Annotated in this window: 14 protein-coding genes and 1 pseudogene; all 15 read right to left on the bottom strand. The window is 36.1% G+C overall.

Annotated elements, in window-relative coordinates:
* Nucleotides 1-492: 492 nt before the first annotated feature.
* A complete protein-coding gene (locus B147_RS0121870) occupies nt 493-2,628 on the bottom strand; it encodes a sugar nucleotide-binding protein (RefSeq protein ID WP_020589345.1) in 2,136 nt (711 codons plus the stop codon).
* A 9-nt stretch (nt 2,629-2,637) separates the two neighbouring features.
* Nucleotides 2,638-3,321, bottom strand: coding sequence for a phosphocholine cytidylyltransferase family protein (locus tag B147_RS29215; protein WP_020589346.1), 684 nt, complete (start codon nt 3,319-3,321; stop codon nt 2,638-2,640).
* Nucleotides 3,318-4,160 (bottom strand): LicD family protein, encoded by an 843-nt coding sequence (locus tag B147_RS0121880; RefSeq protein ID WP_020589347.1) that lies wholly within the window; start codon nt 4,158-4,160, stop codon nt 3,318-3,320. Before B147_RS0121880 ends, B147_RS29215 begins: the two co-directional genes overlap by 4 nt.
* A 64-nt stretch (nt 4,161-4,224) precedes the next feature.
* Nucleotides 4,225-5,061 carry a radical SAM/SPASM domain-containing protein gene (locus tag B147_RS0121885; RefSeq protein WP_020589348.1) on the bottom strand — a complete coding sequence of 279 codons (837 nt, stop codon included), beginning with the start codon at nt 5,059-5,061 and terminating at the stop codon, nt 4,225-4,227.
* Between the two features lie 3 nt (nt 5,062-5,064).
* On the bottom strand, nt 5,065-5,760 hold the full coding sequence (locus B147_RS0121890) for a class I SAM-dependent methyltransferase (protein ID WP_020589349.1): 696 nt from the start codon (nt 5,758-5,760) through the stop codon (nt 5,065-5,067).
* Nucleotides 5,761-5,762: 2 nt separating this feature from the next.
* Entirely contained in the window at nt 5,763-6,188 is a 426-nt protein-coding gene (locus tag B147_RS0121895; protein ID WP_020589350.1) for a VOC family protein, read from the bottom strand.
* The gene (locus B147_RS0121900) at nt 6,188-6,907 is read right to left on the bottom strand and encodes an SDR family NAD(P)-dependent oxidoreductase (protein WP_020589351.1); all 720 of its coding nucleotides are present in this window, start codon (nt 6,905-6,907) and stop codon (nt 6,188-6,190) included. The genes B147_RS0121895 and B147_RS0121900 overlap by 1 nt, the downstream gene beginning before the upstream one ends.
* A gap of 13 nt (nt 6,908-6,920) precedes the next feature.
* The gene (locus B147_RS0121905; RefSeq protein ID WP_020589352.1) at nt 6,921-7,655 is read right to left on the bottom strand and encodes an acylneuraminate cytidylyltransferase family protein; all 735 of its coding nucleotides are present in this window, start codon (nt 7,653-7,655) and stop codon (nt 6,921-6,923) included.
* A gap of 29 nt (nt 7,656-7,684) precedes the next feature.
* Nucleotides 7,685-8,545, bottom strand: a complete 861-nt coding sequence (locus B147_RS0121910) for an N-acetylneuraminate synthase family protein (RefSeq protein ID WP_211216963.1) — start codon at nt 8,543-8,545, stop codon at nt 7,685-7,687.
* A gap of 48 nt (nt 8,546-8,593) precedes the next feature.
* On the bottom strand, nt 8,594-9,982 hold the full coding sequence (locus tag B147_RS0121915) for a B12-binding domain-containing radical SAM protein (RefSeq protein ID WP_020589354.1): 1,389 nt from the start codon (nt 9,980-9,982) through the stop codon (nt 8,594-8,596).
* 157 nt (nt 9,983-10,139) lie between these two features.
* A pseudogene (locus B147_RS33250) lies at nt 10,140-10,925 on the bottom strand (IS256 family transposase).
* A complete protein-coding gene (locus B147_RS33255; RefSeq protein ID WP_083927962.1) occupies nt 10,861-11,256 on the bottom strand; it encodes a transposase in 396 nt (131 codons plus the stop codon). The pseudogene B147_RS33250 and the gene B147_RS33255 overlap by 65 nt, the downstream one beginning before the upstream one ends.
* Before the next feature lie 475 nt (nt 11,257-11,731).
* A complete protein-coding gene (locus B147_RS0121925) occupies nt 11,732-12,457 on the bottom strand; it encodes a hypothetical protein (RefSeq protein WP_020589355.1) in 726 nt (241 codons plus the stop codon).
* A 182-nt stretch (nt 12,458-12,639) separates the two neighbouring features.
* The gene (locus tag B147_RS30650; RefSeq protein WP_020589356.1) at nt 12,640-13,833 is read right to left on the bottom strand and encodes a glycosyltransferase; all 1,194 of its coding nucleotides are present in this window, start codon (nt 13,831-13,833) and stop codon (nt 12,640-12,642) included.
* On the bottom strand, nt 13,821-15,104 hold the full coding sequence (locus B147_RS30655) for a glycosyltransferase (protein WP_020589357.1): 1,284 nt from the start codon (nt 15,102-15,104) through the stop codon (nt 13,821-13,823). Before B147_RS30655 ends, B147_RS30650 begins: the two co-directional genes overlap by 13 nt.
* Nucleotides 15,105-15,213 lie beyond the last annotated feature (109 nt).

Raw genomic sequence — 15,213 nt, forward strand, 5'->3', positions numbered from 1 at the left:
ATTCCACATTGATCAAAATAATGTCTCAAGATTGGTGCAAATCCAACAGGTTGCGTTTGAACATTTTTTATAACTGGCAGTCGCAATGATAGAGCCCTCCTTAACTTAACTGGAAAGACTCTACTTTTTTGTGAAAAAAATCTAGTTTAATTTCAAGTAGTTACGATTGATTATGGTGAATTATATTAAAAAATTGGGTGTATGCTCTAAAAATTAGACTTTTTCGACCGATTTTATTGATTTTTAAATTTATAAAATTCAAAATGGGAACAAGCGAAATCCAAGCTAAAGACACGCTATTTTTGCTTTTTGAAAGGCCGCGTGAAATTATTGTGCAGTTGATTCAGGACCTTCATGCTCTTTTCATGGCTACAACAGAACCCATTAGGCCCGGACGTAAATTCAAACGGAAACATAAAATCAACAAGCGGGAACACTACATGAATTATAAACCTTGTCGTTAACTTTATGACATTGACTATTTATTCCCTCTCATACAAAACAGTTATAACATACATTGTCTATGTCTTTTAGTGACTCAATAAATGTATCACTATTCTGAAAGAATACTCCATTTATTTTAAAATATGTATTGATAGTGGTTTCATCATATTCTTGAGATAACAAATCTCTATTTGGCTGAACATAGCTATGACATTTATTTTTAGAAAGAGAAGTCGGAATAGCTATATATATTTTTTTTGCGCCACAGGCTTTTACCATGTCACATACAACTTTCAGCGTTATACCTGTAAATATTGCCTCATCTACAAGCATAATGCTCTTTGCCTTAATTAATGGTTCAATAGGGTAAATCTTTTCTCTAATATACCTTTCTCTTGAGACGATATCTGCAATTTGGAATGTCCTTATCTTTTTGTCCGGCTTTATAAGGCCCTCGACATAAGGCTTTTTTATTCCTTTTGCTAATCCCATCGCATAGTACAAACCAGACGTTGGAACCGGCATAACACAATCTATTTCATCAACCACATTATTCGGGACGACATTTTTTAACATCTCCCCGAGTTTAAATCTGTAGTTAGCGACATTTCTACCGTAAATCAGTTCGTTTGCTTTGCTTTTATAAAGTAATTTAAATGCACAAGACTGCTGGTTGTTCATTATTTGCAGGGCATCTTCTAATTCAGATAGTTGACATTCTTTTTTTATTTTTAATTTTATATTATGAGGTCTATCTTTTAAGCATGAATCAATATCTTCGTGTATTAGATTTTTATCCAGTTTATAAATTTTTGCTATTTTTTTTGCCCACTCATATTTAGTTGTGGCCCCTTGGCTTGAAATATGGAGTATGCCTGTTTCTTTTAGATTTTTTTCTATCTCCAATGCGATTTCGTCAATTAATGTGGGGTACCTAATTTGCTTATTATCAAGCCATAGTTCCTTATGGGCTTTTAAGTTTTTAATAACTTTTTTGACAAATGTAATCTTGTCCGCTTCATGATTATATCCAAAAATAATAGGTATTCTTATGATTAATGAGTTTTTATGCTTTTGTACGATATTTTCTGCTATTACTTTAGTCTCTCCATAATAATTCAAAGGATTTCTTTTGGACTCAAGATCACATTCACAACACAATTCTCCATCAAAAACATAATCCGTTGATATGAAGATTAGTTTTATATTCATATCTTTGGATATTTTGCATAGATTTTCTACTAATTCGACATTAATCCTTTTCGCCAATGCTTTATTCTTTGTGCAAGTGTCAGGATCGGCAATAGCAGCAGTATGTATTATTGTTGTTGGCTTTTTAATTTTTAAATATGATTCTAATAGCTCGAAATTTGATAAATCAACATTATCTAAGTACTCTATAGATGATGTGTTTTGTATACCAATACAATTATGGTTTCTTTTAAGTATATGATATAATTTATTTCCTAACAATCCAGATGCGCCTGTTACCAGTATTAATTCATCGTCAATATGCAGGTGTTGTTTAATTATGTCATAATCAGTTGCGTTATTGATGTCCATAACCAGTTGATCGAACATAATTGCATCAATTTTACAATTTTTTAGGATACCATTTAATGGTATTGAATACCAAGTGTTGTAACCGCCCTGCTCTATTGCATACATTAAGTCATTAACCGCATGAGGTAAAAGCTTCATAATCCCGGTATAGCAGTATTCAGAATTTTCTATATGCTTACCGATTGCGGTCACGTTACTAACATCATCAACTAAAACGCCTGTCTCACCATACCTGTTATCTGTTTTTTTAATCGCAAGAACATTTTTATTGTTAAATAACAGTCCCTTTAGATCCTCATCATCAAATACAATATCTCCGTCTATGACAACAACTTCATCTTCAATATCTTTCAAACCTAAATACAAACTATATGTATTGTCATAAGTATCAAAAAATTCATTTTCAATTACTTTTATATCTTCATGTAGGGTATTTTTAACCAGCTCCTTTTTATAACCTAAAATTACAAAAATATTGTTATTCGCAATACCAAAACTATTCAGAATTCTAATTTGCCGTTCAATAATAGTTTCAGTGCTTAATTTTAATAAACACTTTGGGATATTTAGGTCATCTAATATGTAATTTGATTTTCCTGCTGCAAGTATCACGATCTTCATTTCATACCCCTAATGCAAATTAAAAATTTGCTTTGTTTCAACATAATCCTCAATGAAATCGATCTCATGCCATTTGCAATTTGTCACTAAATTATAGAATTTATGGTTATTACACAATTTAGTAAGTGCCGATGTATACCATGTTTTTGAATTTCTATCTTCGAGCAAATTTTTTCTAAAATCTACTATAATTTCTTTGGCGATCTTAAAAATACTAATATATACGTATCCTGTATTTTTATATTGCTTCCCAATAGCTGTTACGACATTATTGTCAGATATCTTAATCCCTGTACTTTCATGCAAATCTTCTGATAATTTACTTAACAATACGTTCTTGTGTGGACAATTTATTATCTGTAAAAGTAATTCTTGTTCAAAGCACAAGTCCCCATCTAAAATAATAACATTTTCATCACAAACACTTTCAAGCGCAAGCCCCAAACTATAAGCATTGTCTTTGACATCAAACAGTTCATTAATTATCATATTAGGGCTATCATCAAGAAGCAGCTCATATTTATATCCCCCAACAACATATATATTTTCTTTACTGATTCCCGCTTCCTGCAGAAGCCTTATCTCTCGGGATAAAACTGTCTCATTGCCGAGTTTTAACAAACATTTCGGCAATCCTTTTGTATACTTTTCTAATCTTTTCCCTCGCCCTGCAGCTAGTATAATGGCCTTCATTTCTGTTCTTTAATATCTTTTTGGTCATCTTTTAACAATTTAAGCTTTGAGACTGGGTGAACCTTCCTTTTGTCAATGGGAGGAAATTTCATATAATCACCAAATTCAAATGTTAAAAATTCCTTGTAGTCCCTAATTCCCTTTAATTTTATTCCCTCAAATTCAAATTCTGCTGAATGTTTAAACCAATCTGAATAATAACCATATGTCTTATTTGGGCATGGCATTAAAACAAAACGGGCACGTTTAAAATTTTTAGAATTAATTTTGTTTATATATCGTTCATAATGTTTTAGAATTGTATTTCTTGGAATCAGGTATAAAAGTTTGTACAAACATCTAATACACAAATTATCTTCTGAAAATTTTCCTATCGCAGACCATAGAATTTTTCTAATACAAAACAGATGAAAGTTATATACTTTTCTGTGCAAATCGTTATCCGGGGCTTTATCTATGGGAAATACATCTATAAAGACTTCTTGACCATAAGGCATATGTTCCTGATTTTTTCTAAGAAATAATGTGTTTTTCCTTCTTATTTTTCCATAACTCCATCTGTACCCTTCGGTGTTTCTATAGTCTTGGAAATAAAATCTTGAGGGGTCAAGTTCAACTTTACATACCTTTCTAAATTTTTCATATTCATCTCTAACCATAGCAACATCTGCGTCATCATCCCATGGAATGAATCCTCCGTGTCGTATTGCACCGAGTAAAGTACCGCCGATAATATTGTATTTAATATCGCATTTGCTGCATATTCTATCCAATTCTACAAGCATCTCTAACTCAATTAGCTGAAGCTTGCGAAGTTGGCGATTGTTTAATTTTGTCATTACGGTTCCGTTTTTTCTCGGGTTTTCGATTGCCCAAATCTGAAAAATTAGCTAAGGTATTTTTTCATGGTAATTTTATACTTTCGGAGTCAGAACCACAGCCAGTGGGAACCCCCCAATAATGGCAATATGAACACAAAGGTATTTGAGAACGTTGTCCTTTTTTATGAAACTTCAGCCATTTTTTTCTTTTTTCACTATTCCATAATTCAACAATTGATTGATTACGAATATTGCCGAGGACACCATATCTTTTGGGATCAAATCGAACGCAGATGGAAAAATCCCCGTCCTTATTAATCGCAGGATGATTTAGAAAATCAAGACAGATACCAATTTCCGGTATTGTAGGAAAACTTCTTCTGTAGTTAAAGCTGCCCATAGGAGAGTGTAATAATCTTCGGGCAATTATAAGGCCTAAATCCTCGTATCTTTTTGAATCAACATCTCCGTTTAATCTGGCCACAACTGTGGGCTTTGACTCTCCTTTTAGATCTAAGAAGCGTTTAAGAATAACGAATTGTTCTTCGGCGTCAGGATCGTTTTCAATAACTGATACAGCAATAGTGTCCAGATTGTCGATAATTTCATCAGATTTTTCAAGCAGCAGTTTTCCGTTAGTGTCAAACTGGGTAATTTGATTTTTGAATAGTCTTATGGCGTCACCAAGATATGGGTATAAAGTCGGTTCTCCATTATTATGCAACTGAACAACAATTCCGGGAGGAATTTGCTTGGCAATGGATTCCAAAAGCTTATAATCCATATCTCCATATTTAATTGTCAAGTCCGGATAATCCCGTTCTATTTTACGTCTTCCACACATCCAGCATTTTTTGTTACATCTGCTGGTAAGTTCAATATTGATTGCTGATAGTCCGGCTAATGAATTCTTTGCCATAATTTATGATTCCTGAGTTGCAGTCGGTTTCATTGCTGAAGCCAACAACATCATTTCTTTAGAAAAACGGATTAGCTTTGACGATTTTTTCAGTGATTCAGGGCAAATTAAAGCAATCAGAGATGTGACTGGCCAACACCAAGGATGGTGCCACAGGAAAGGTAATTGCCTGAATTTTTCACATTCAACATTTGTAAAACCATTGATTTTAAATATGTTTGCCAGCGAAATTTTTGTAAAAGGTTTTCTATGGGTATGATCATCGTAAAACATTTTGTATATTACTTCCCAGTCAGGAACCATTGTGATTACTACCCCCCCTGGTTTCAAAATTCGGTATATTTCTTTAATTAAATTTTCAGGATAATAAAAGTGTTCAAGAACCGATTTTGAAAAAATACAGTCAAAAAACTCATTTTCAAAAGGGATGGGTGCTTTTGCAAGATCTGTCTGTTTAATTATAGCGTCAGAACAAATATCTTTTGCTTTATCTGACTGATCTACACCATGTCCATTGAGTCCACACCGAATGAATCCTCGTAAGAAATCACCTCGTCCACAACCAAGATCAAGAAATTTAGCACCTTTTTTCAGCTTAAATCGGTTAGATATATATATAGCTAATTTATCGGGGTATTCGGTAAACGGTCGATCCTGCTTATTGTATATAACTTCAATATATTTGTTTTCTGAGTCCATTTTTATAATAGTTCCACCAGCTCTATGTAGGTTCCTTCAGGGGCACGGCAAAAAGAGACTTTTGCATAACCGTCCGGAGATACTTCAGGAGCAGAAATAAAATCAACCCCCCTTTTTTTTAAAACTGTATATAGTTCATCAATATTATCAACAGTAAACGCCAGATGGGTTGGCCCTGATTCAATGATTTCTCTTTTTGTTTTAATATTCGAACTGCCAAAATCAAGAAGTTCGATCATTTGGCCATCAGGACTTTTCATTTTCAAGGTTGTTAGTGTCGATTTGTTGAGACCAAGAATTTTATCAATAAAAGAACTGTCTTCCAAGACAAGATTAGGGTCTTTAAAGCCTAAAAGAGTTTCATAAAAATATCTTGACTCTGTGAGATTATTTACCACAATGCCAGTATGACGTATGTTTTTAATCATTAAAACATCCTGTTTAAACGAAATTCATCAGTTATAAGTTCATTATTAAACGAGATGGCGAATATAACATATCTTGCGACTTCTTCAGGGTTTAAAAAATTATCATAATTTTGCCCTGGAATCTGCTGTCCCATTTCAGTTTTAGTGCCGCTCGGGGATATTGAATACGTCCTGATGTTGTATTCTTTTAATTCTTTCTGGATGGATCTTGAAAAACCGAGAAGCGCATGTTTGGAGGAACAATAAAGCGAGGTGTCTGGGAATCCATCATAAGCCGAAGAAGAACCAATATTAACGATTCTTCCCCATTTGTTTTTCATCATATCCAGCGAAAACTCTTTAGTAAAAAGGAAAGGGGCACGTACATGAAGGTTAAAAGTTTTATTATAATCATCAAGGGTTGATTCTGTCAGGGTTTTGACAGGAAAATGACCAGCACAGTTTATCAGGATATCTACAGATTTAAATTTATTTCTAGTTACTTTAATAATATTGTCAACATCATCCAAAATGTTTAAGTCCCCATTTTGATAATGAATTATAATTTCGTTTCCACGGCTTGACAATATATCTTTTTTTAATGTTTCCAACCTTTTTTGATTTCTACCAGTCAAGAGCAAATTGCATCTGTTTTTTGCAAGTTCATGTGCTATTTGGCTTCCTATCCCTCCCGTTGCACCAGTTATCAAACAGGTTTTGTTAATTAGTATTGTATGCATTTTTTTTCTTCCTTTATTTCTTTACATCAAACAGCCTGCTTGCAAAATGTGGATTTCTTGATAAAAGAAATTCTAGGTAATGGAAATCTTCAATAGTATCAACCTCAGCAGTTTGCGGTGTTACAAAAGGAAAAACTTTATTTCCGAGTAGCCTGCCGTTAGCTAATATAAAAGAAGTCTTATATATGTCCACATAACCATTTGGATCATATGTTGGAGGGAATTCCTGCCTAGCCCGGTTAACTTGATCAAGGTTATACAATCCAGAACACAAGGTTTTATAATAACCGTTTTCCACTTCCAGAGTTTTGTATGAAGATTGAGACATTAAATGACTTGATCGTAAAGCATTAGCTTCAGTATGATCGAGAAATGTCGAAATCGCTTGTTCGATAACGGCCGGTTCACGAAATGGTGTGGTTGCCCGTAGGTGGACGACAATTTGGGGTTGATAGTTATCGTGTTCCTTAAGCCATTGTAGCATATGGTTAACCCACTCATAATCCGTATTGTTATCTCCGGATAATTCAGGGGGTCTTAGAAACGGGACTTCAGCACCATAAGCCTGTGAGACTTGGGCATATTGTTCTGAATCCGTGGAGACAAGAATCCGATCAAACTTTGGGATCAACTTGGCCGCAGCAATACTGTATGCAATCAGGGGGTGGTCACCGAGGGGGCGGATATTCTTATCAACTAAAGCTTTAGATCCAGATCGTGCAGGAATGGCGACGATTATACCTGACATATTAATCCTCCTATTTTGCGATACAATTATTAATAGTTGGATTCCCAAGGAATATGGGAGCGCAGTTTTTCAGCAATGGGAATTTCTTTATCGGTGATTTTGATAATACCGTCCCCCAGGGCTTTTTCTATTTTTCTTACCGCCCCCACCAGAGAATGTAGTCCACCTGGCTCAACAGACGCAGCCTGATCGGAGCCATACATGGCACGCCCTAAGGTAATATGCCTCTCAAGAGAACTAATTCCCATTGCTGTTGCTGCATAAGAAACCGCTAATCCTACCTCATGGCCGCTATAACCAACATTACAATTGTATCGGTCTCTTAAGGTTTTTATACAAGTTAAATTAGCATCGGTATCATCCATAGGATAGGTTGAAATACAATGCATTAATTCATAAGGGCAATTGGCTTCACAGAAAATATCAACAGCTTTATCAATTTGTTTTATCTCACTCATTCCCGTGGAAATGAACGTATGTTTACCTTCGGACGCAACCTCACGCAAGAAATCATCATATATAATCATTGCCGATGCAATTTTATTATATTTCAGGTCATATTGGCGGAGAAATTTTTGACTTTCAATATCCCAGGCAGATGCGAACCATATAATTTTCTTTTCCTTGCAATAACGATCAATTTCATCATATTCTTTTTTACCAAATTCCAGCCCTTCCTTCTGTTCGCGGAATGTTGTCCCCCAAGGACTTTCTCTCAAGGCATCAAGTTGTTTTTGGGAGTATACAATATCAATGGTTCTTTTTTGAAATTTCACAGCATCGCATCCGCAAACAGTTGCGACATCGATAAGTTTTTTAGCTATTTCGATATCTCCATTGTGATTTATTCCGATTTCAGCGATTATAAAAACATTTTTTTTACTCATCATTCCCTCATGTTATTTAATATTATTATTTGTATGCATCGTGATTTGGATTTACAATTGCCTGAACCCTCTGAAAGAAACATCATTTTCTAAATATAGAGATTGAGCCGTCTTTAGGTTCCATTTTAATTTTTTCTTAAAATAATCTTTTATCAACACGGTATTGGCATCAAGCAGCGCACGATGAAATTCTTCATCTGTTAAGTTGGTGAAATTAACAGCCAGAAGATCTGAATTGACATGTTTGTTTTCGTAAAAATCACGGCAATCTTTGAGAAGTCCCTTTTCAATGGCATAGTAATATAAAGGACTGCCTGGATATGGCGTTACCGGCCTGATCGTTCGCATTTCAGAACCGTCGTTGTATTTTAGGAGAAAATCAACTCCTTTTTGCAATGTTTCCAGGTTTTCACCGATGTTTCCCCAGATGATATTAAGCCCAGGGGAAATGCCGACGGCGAGTGTGGCTTCAGTTCCCCGGATGATCTGTTTCACAGTCAATGCTTTATTCATATTTTTAAGAATTTGATCATCGACAGCTTCAATGCCGTAATTTATAAAAACGCATCCGGATTTTTTCATTAATCTTAGCAGTGCCGGCTCCGCGTAGTTCAAACGCCCATTACACCACCATTTTATGTTTAGTTTAGCCTTAATAATGGCCTTGCATATAGATTCGGTTCTGCTTTTTGACGACATCAACAATTCATCTGAAAAAATTATATAATTAATACGATATGTTTCCTTAAGAAAAGAGAGTTCTGCAACTATACTTTCGTTGCTTCTTGGCCGGAACCCCTTATCCATTCTATAACAGAAATTACAGGAATATGGACATCCTCTTCCAGATAGAACCGGCAACGAAAAATCTGTTGAAGTTGCCTTGGATTCTTTGACTAAGCGGTAGAATTCAATGGGGAATAATTCGTAGGCCGGTATGGGGATGTTATCAATGTCTTTAATAAGGTTTCGACGAGGATTCACAATGGTTTTATTTCCATCCCGATAGGCGATTCCTTTAACGCTTGATAAGTTTTTGTGCTTATGATGCGCATTTAACAATTCTATGATAGTTTCTTCTCCTTCACCGATAACTATCACATCTGCATTGGTTTTTTCGAAAAAGTATTCCGGTTCTGGAGTTGGTCCATGGCCTCCTATAATATAGAACGGCCGGTTTTTGGAACAATTGATTGCCTTGGAAAGGGACAGTAGTTTTCGGTATTGATAATAACCGCCAATAATACCTAAACCGATTACGTCAAAACGGTTTTTGTTAAGGTATTCGGTCAAATGCTCATCTGGGTAATGGTGGTAATCCTGGCAATAGATTTCTACATCAATATCATTTTGGCGCAGTACTGCGGCGATATAGGCAGTGCCTTGGGGGAAGTAGGTTACCAGAGATCCATTATCATATACTATTAAAAGGACTCTCATAATTATTGATTCCTTGTATCAAAATACACATTATTTAACCATATATTACGATATTTTTTTGTTGCCATAGAATTTAACTCTATGAGTTATTGTCAAATGTTGAGTTTTAAATCAATCGGCATTCCTTTCCTCCACTCCATCTACAAACTTAATCCCTTCAATCACTAACCGTGATTTTTTCATAGTGATGCAGCCTATTCCATCTTTTTTCTGTTGACCGACACAACTTGAACGCCATCAAAAGCACGATTGTTGAAGAGAAACAGCCTCTGACCTTTGCGGTTTTTAACCGAACTGTTGCAAATATGGACTCAATTGGGTTGTAGGTGCGAATATGGTGCCAATATTCTGCCGGGAAATTGTAAAAATTCAGCAACGCTTCCTAATCCTTTACCAAACATTTGACCGCATTGGGGTACTTGGCTTCGTGTGTGTTTATAATGCTGTTAAATGCCTTTTTCGCATCCGTCTTGGTCGGTACCTGCCATATTTCATGCAAATCTGCTTTGGCTTTTAACTGAACTGATTTGGGGAATTTGTTTTTATATATTAGCTGTGTTATGCACTCAGTGCCGCTGCCATTTCGTGGATGGATATGCTTTGAGAACCGCGTTCCAAAGTCAAGGACACCATCACCAATGGCCAACTTCAGGTCTTGTTCTATTCCCTGTCGTTTTAGGCCATAAAAAAAAGATAACCATGACTGCTCATTCTCCCGGTAGCCCCATTCAAGAGCAAGAAGCTCTTTATAATCGTCTTCTGTTGCCCCAATGATTACCAATATGCACTGCCTATCATCCATTCTGAAATTGCAATAGCCCCAATCAGCCCATGTACAGACCTGTTTTTTCCAGGACAGACCTCGCCCCTGCCACTCCTTATATTCGTTTTCCCATACAGTCTTTAAACGGCTCATGGTCGTAGCGGACAGACCTGGTGCCATCTATCCCTGCCAAGGCCCACAACGCTTCAGAAAAATCACTGATAGAAACGCCTTTCAAATAAAGCCAGGGTATTAATACTTCCATTGTTTTTGTTTTTCGAAGGTACGCTGGTAGTATGGATGAACGGAATCTGATTTTATCACCCTCAACGGCTTTACTTTTATCCCTTGCTCTGGGTACCTTTACACGGACTGGCCCTATCCCTGTCTGGATATCACGTTCCGGCAGATAACCGTTGCGTGTTACCCGTTTATGGCCGGAAGGATCAACAAGTTCAGAATATTTTTCTATGAATTCGTTGATTTCGGCCTCCAAAGCTGTCGCCAGCAATTATCTGGCCCCTTCCCTTAGGATTTTAGTAATAGGTCGTCAATAAAACTATCTGGGTTTTTCAGATCCAATACGTTATTTTTAGCCATGGTGTGTGTATCCTTTTGTTTTGTTGAACGAAACCGCTCTCGCGGTGGAAAACCCCAAAGTTATGTATACTCTTAAGTAGTGGGATCAGAAGGGGGATCCCAAATATCAATAATTAAAGGAGTATACCATGATCGCATCCAAAGTAAACCGTTTTAACAAACTCTATGAACGCCATTTAAAAACCCTTAGGGCTCACTCAAAAATAACTTCACATTTTCGAAGAACTTAGCTTGTAATTCCAATCCGAATGTTTTTATCTACCTTTTAGGTCTTCTGCTGCAACCTGCGCCTTAAATTTTGCCGAAAAATGTCTTCTTTTAACCTTCATTCCCATGCGTCCTTTATTATCATTTTCAGGACGTGAATTCCACTTTGGCTCGTGGTCTTAAATTCGGCGGGGCGCACATTTTCGTACAAAGACAATAGAAGGGGTGATAGTGATGCTTTCAAATCTGGACGCTCTAGTTGGTTTTCCTTTCAGATTCCTTCTCGTTACGTCATGCGCTCCCTGTTCATCTACTAACTGTTTGATAAAACCAACCATCCCATAACTGTGGCATCGCATAGGGATTTTCCGGCGCAATTTCCTTGCGATCTTCAACCAGGGTGGATCCGGCGCGGGACGTGACCGATGATACGACTCAAGGTTAAGGCACTTGCCATCGGGCCAATCATCCCAATAACCCGTCCCCCAGTCTTCGATTACATAGAGCCCATTATGCTTGAGGTGATTTTCGAATAAATGCCAAAATGCTTTTTTGCTGTATTCACCGATATGCGAGGCATCATCAATAATGATGTCAAATCCGTCGGGGGCAATTTCACTTGCAACGAAGGAGAGGAATTTGGGGTCTGTCTGGCTTCCTTCGTAAAGATGAACGCGTTCGGTCGGTTTGAAGCCCTTGGGAAGGTTGATGTCGATGCCCACAATAGTTCCCAGGCGAAAATAGTCTCGCCAAAGCAGGAGAGAACCACCTCGATGAACTCCCAGTTCAAGCAGAACCAGTTCCTTTTCGAGCCAAGGCTCAAGAATGTGGTCGTATCGCTCAAGGTAATGATTGGCTATCTTGTCTGAATCGTATTGGTCTAAAAGTAATTCTAATCTTCGCACGTCGTCTCTCCTTCTTCCCAACCATTTATTATCAGGTAAATTTGCATTGATAATAGACAATTTTAATACTTATCGCAGCAACGGATTAAAGGTAAATTTAATTGGAGGTTAAACCTCTTCAGTCGAAAAAGGCAACAATCAATTTTATGGACTATTAGATTTTTTCAAAAAATTGAAGATGATTAGTTCAAAAAGAAAAAGCCTTGTTTTTCTATAACCGGTTTCTGCCAGAAAATTTTATTTTTCTCTACTCCCATACTTAATAGCTGTTCATTTATTGTATTCGCTATTTTTTCATCATTCATGGCAATCACTACTTTATCGAACGATACGAGTTCCTTAATTTTTTCTGGAGGAAAAACGTTCAGACCGTTTTGAACGGCGGGTTCAGGCGAACTATCTATCCATAGAGATATCTTGCAATAATGAGATGCCTGATAATAATACGATTGGCCTACACTTCCCGCACCCCAAAGAATAATAGCACTATTTTTTTCAATATGCCTGTATGGGAACAGATACATCGCACTTGTTTTTAATCCAAGTTGTTTTTTTAGTGAAACTACACTCAACCATTGGATAAAGGCTTCTAGTTGTTCATGTAGTATACCTGTTGGCTCGTTCTTCAAAAAGCAGCTTTCAAGTTGGTTCCGCAATAGGAAAATTTGATGTAACTCATCAGTTCTTCTGCCACGCATTGTTGAATCAGATCGTATCCTATAATGGTAGTAGCATTTATCGGTGACATATACTTTTTTAGCATTAAGAACACATGGATATACGCACGCAACATCTTCATTTATTTGGAGTTGATCATCAACTTTGAATTGATTTTGAATAAGAAGTTCTTTTTCATATAGCTTACTACAGCCGCTTGAAACAATACCATCTAAAAAACTTTCTGATTGAAATTTAAACATATTGGGATAAATAATATCTTTTAAATTCTTACCAGAATAAATGCCTTTGGGAATTCGATTTTTAACTTCAACAGAAACTTGATCTTCCTCTTCTTTTATATATCCACACGCGATAAAATCAGCTTGATGTTGAATCGCTAACTTCATCAACCCTTCATACATATCAAGATCGATCCAATCATCCGGATCAACATATCCAACATGGCTTCCTGAAGCAACTTCCAACCCCTTTTTTTTGGCGCTTACTTGTCCGCCATTTTTTTTGTGTATTACTTTAACTCTGAGATCTGCACTTTGATAAAAATCACATAATTCTCCAGATCTATCTGTTGAGCCGTCATTAACTAGAATAATTTCAAGATTTCGGTATGTTTGCCCCAAAACACTTTCCATACAGCGATGAATGTAAGGTGCTACATTATACACTGGTATTATTATAGAAATTAGTTTGTCCAAATCGCAATCCGTCTTCCTTCCATGAATAAATTTCGAAATGGATACCATACATGCATTTGGCTACAGTAGCTGACTACCTCTTTAGCATATTCTGGCTTTAGTGCAACAAGGATACAAGCCTTTTCCGATTTACAGGGAAGCTCAGAACGATAATAAACGGGAACATTTAGGTCTATTTCCCTTTTTTTATATCCATCGGTCACAAGAAAACCGGTTATATTAATGCCATTATTATTTAATGTTTTGTAAACCATCTTGCCATAACGCCCTGCCCCATAGACGAAGATTTTCTTCCCGTTTAAATATGCATTTTTGATATTCTTAACTACGGGTGCAAAACCTAAATTGTCTGCTAAGGATTTCAGTTTTCTTATTTGTTCAGTATACATCTTATTAGGGTCAAGTCTTTTATACAATTGTTCCACGGGTTCATCAAAGCCGTATGCTTCCATCATTAAAATTGCCACCCTATATTGCTCAATACGTTTTAATAACGGAACCGAAAACTCTCCCTGTGTTTGCACATTAAATGTCTCAAATAAGTATAGCATTTTGATTGCGTGAATTTGATTGTTCGCATTACTATTTCGTATATTGTTAGTCCATGAAGTTGAATGTAAGAATCTGTATACCGACATAATGCTTTCTGAATAATAGATACTGCCTTTCGTTAGAAATTGAAAATACATGGGGTAATCTGGAACCGACGCCTGGAAAAAATAATCCTCTATGTTTTTAAAATGTTCAAACCTGCAAAACATAGACGTAGTATGAGGCAGTGAGTTAAATATAGACAATGCTCTTTCACCTTGATACTCTCCTGTAGTTATATTTTGATGGTTTAATACTCTTTGGCCCGTTGACTCATTCTCACGGTATACATTATGGACAGCTAAAGAACAATTCGGATGATTTTCCATATATTCAAACTGAATTTGCAGTTTTTGATCGTTAATCCAATAATCATCACCTTCACAAAATGCCACATACTTTCCTTTGACTTGTGGGAATATGTATCTATAGTAAATACCAAATACTTCACCTTGAGAGAACTGATTTGTCTCTTGCCCAATCAGCTTTATAATTTCAGGATATTTTTCTACATATTCCTTTACAATTTTGGGTGTGTCATCTGTAGAAGCATCATCGTGTACAATTATTTCAAATGGGAACGTAGTTTTTTGCATTAAAAAACTGTCCAATGCTTTCGCAATATATTTATGATGGTTATACGTAAGACAACAGATAGAAACCATAATCTCGCCTCTCATAAACTACGTCACCTATTAACTTTATATATTTTAAAGAATATTCTTTAGCATTGTTAATTTTCAGGGAAACTGAACAAAAACTATTCATATGGGAGTGTTCAGAATTTTT

This window comes from Desulfobacter curvatus DSM 3379 (genome assembly GCF_000373985.1).
GTDB lineage: Bacteria > Desulfobacterota > Desulfobacteria > Desulfobacterales > Desulfobacteraceae > Desulfobacter > Desulfobacter curvatus.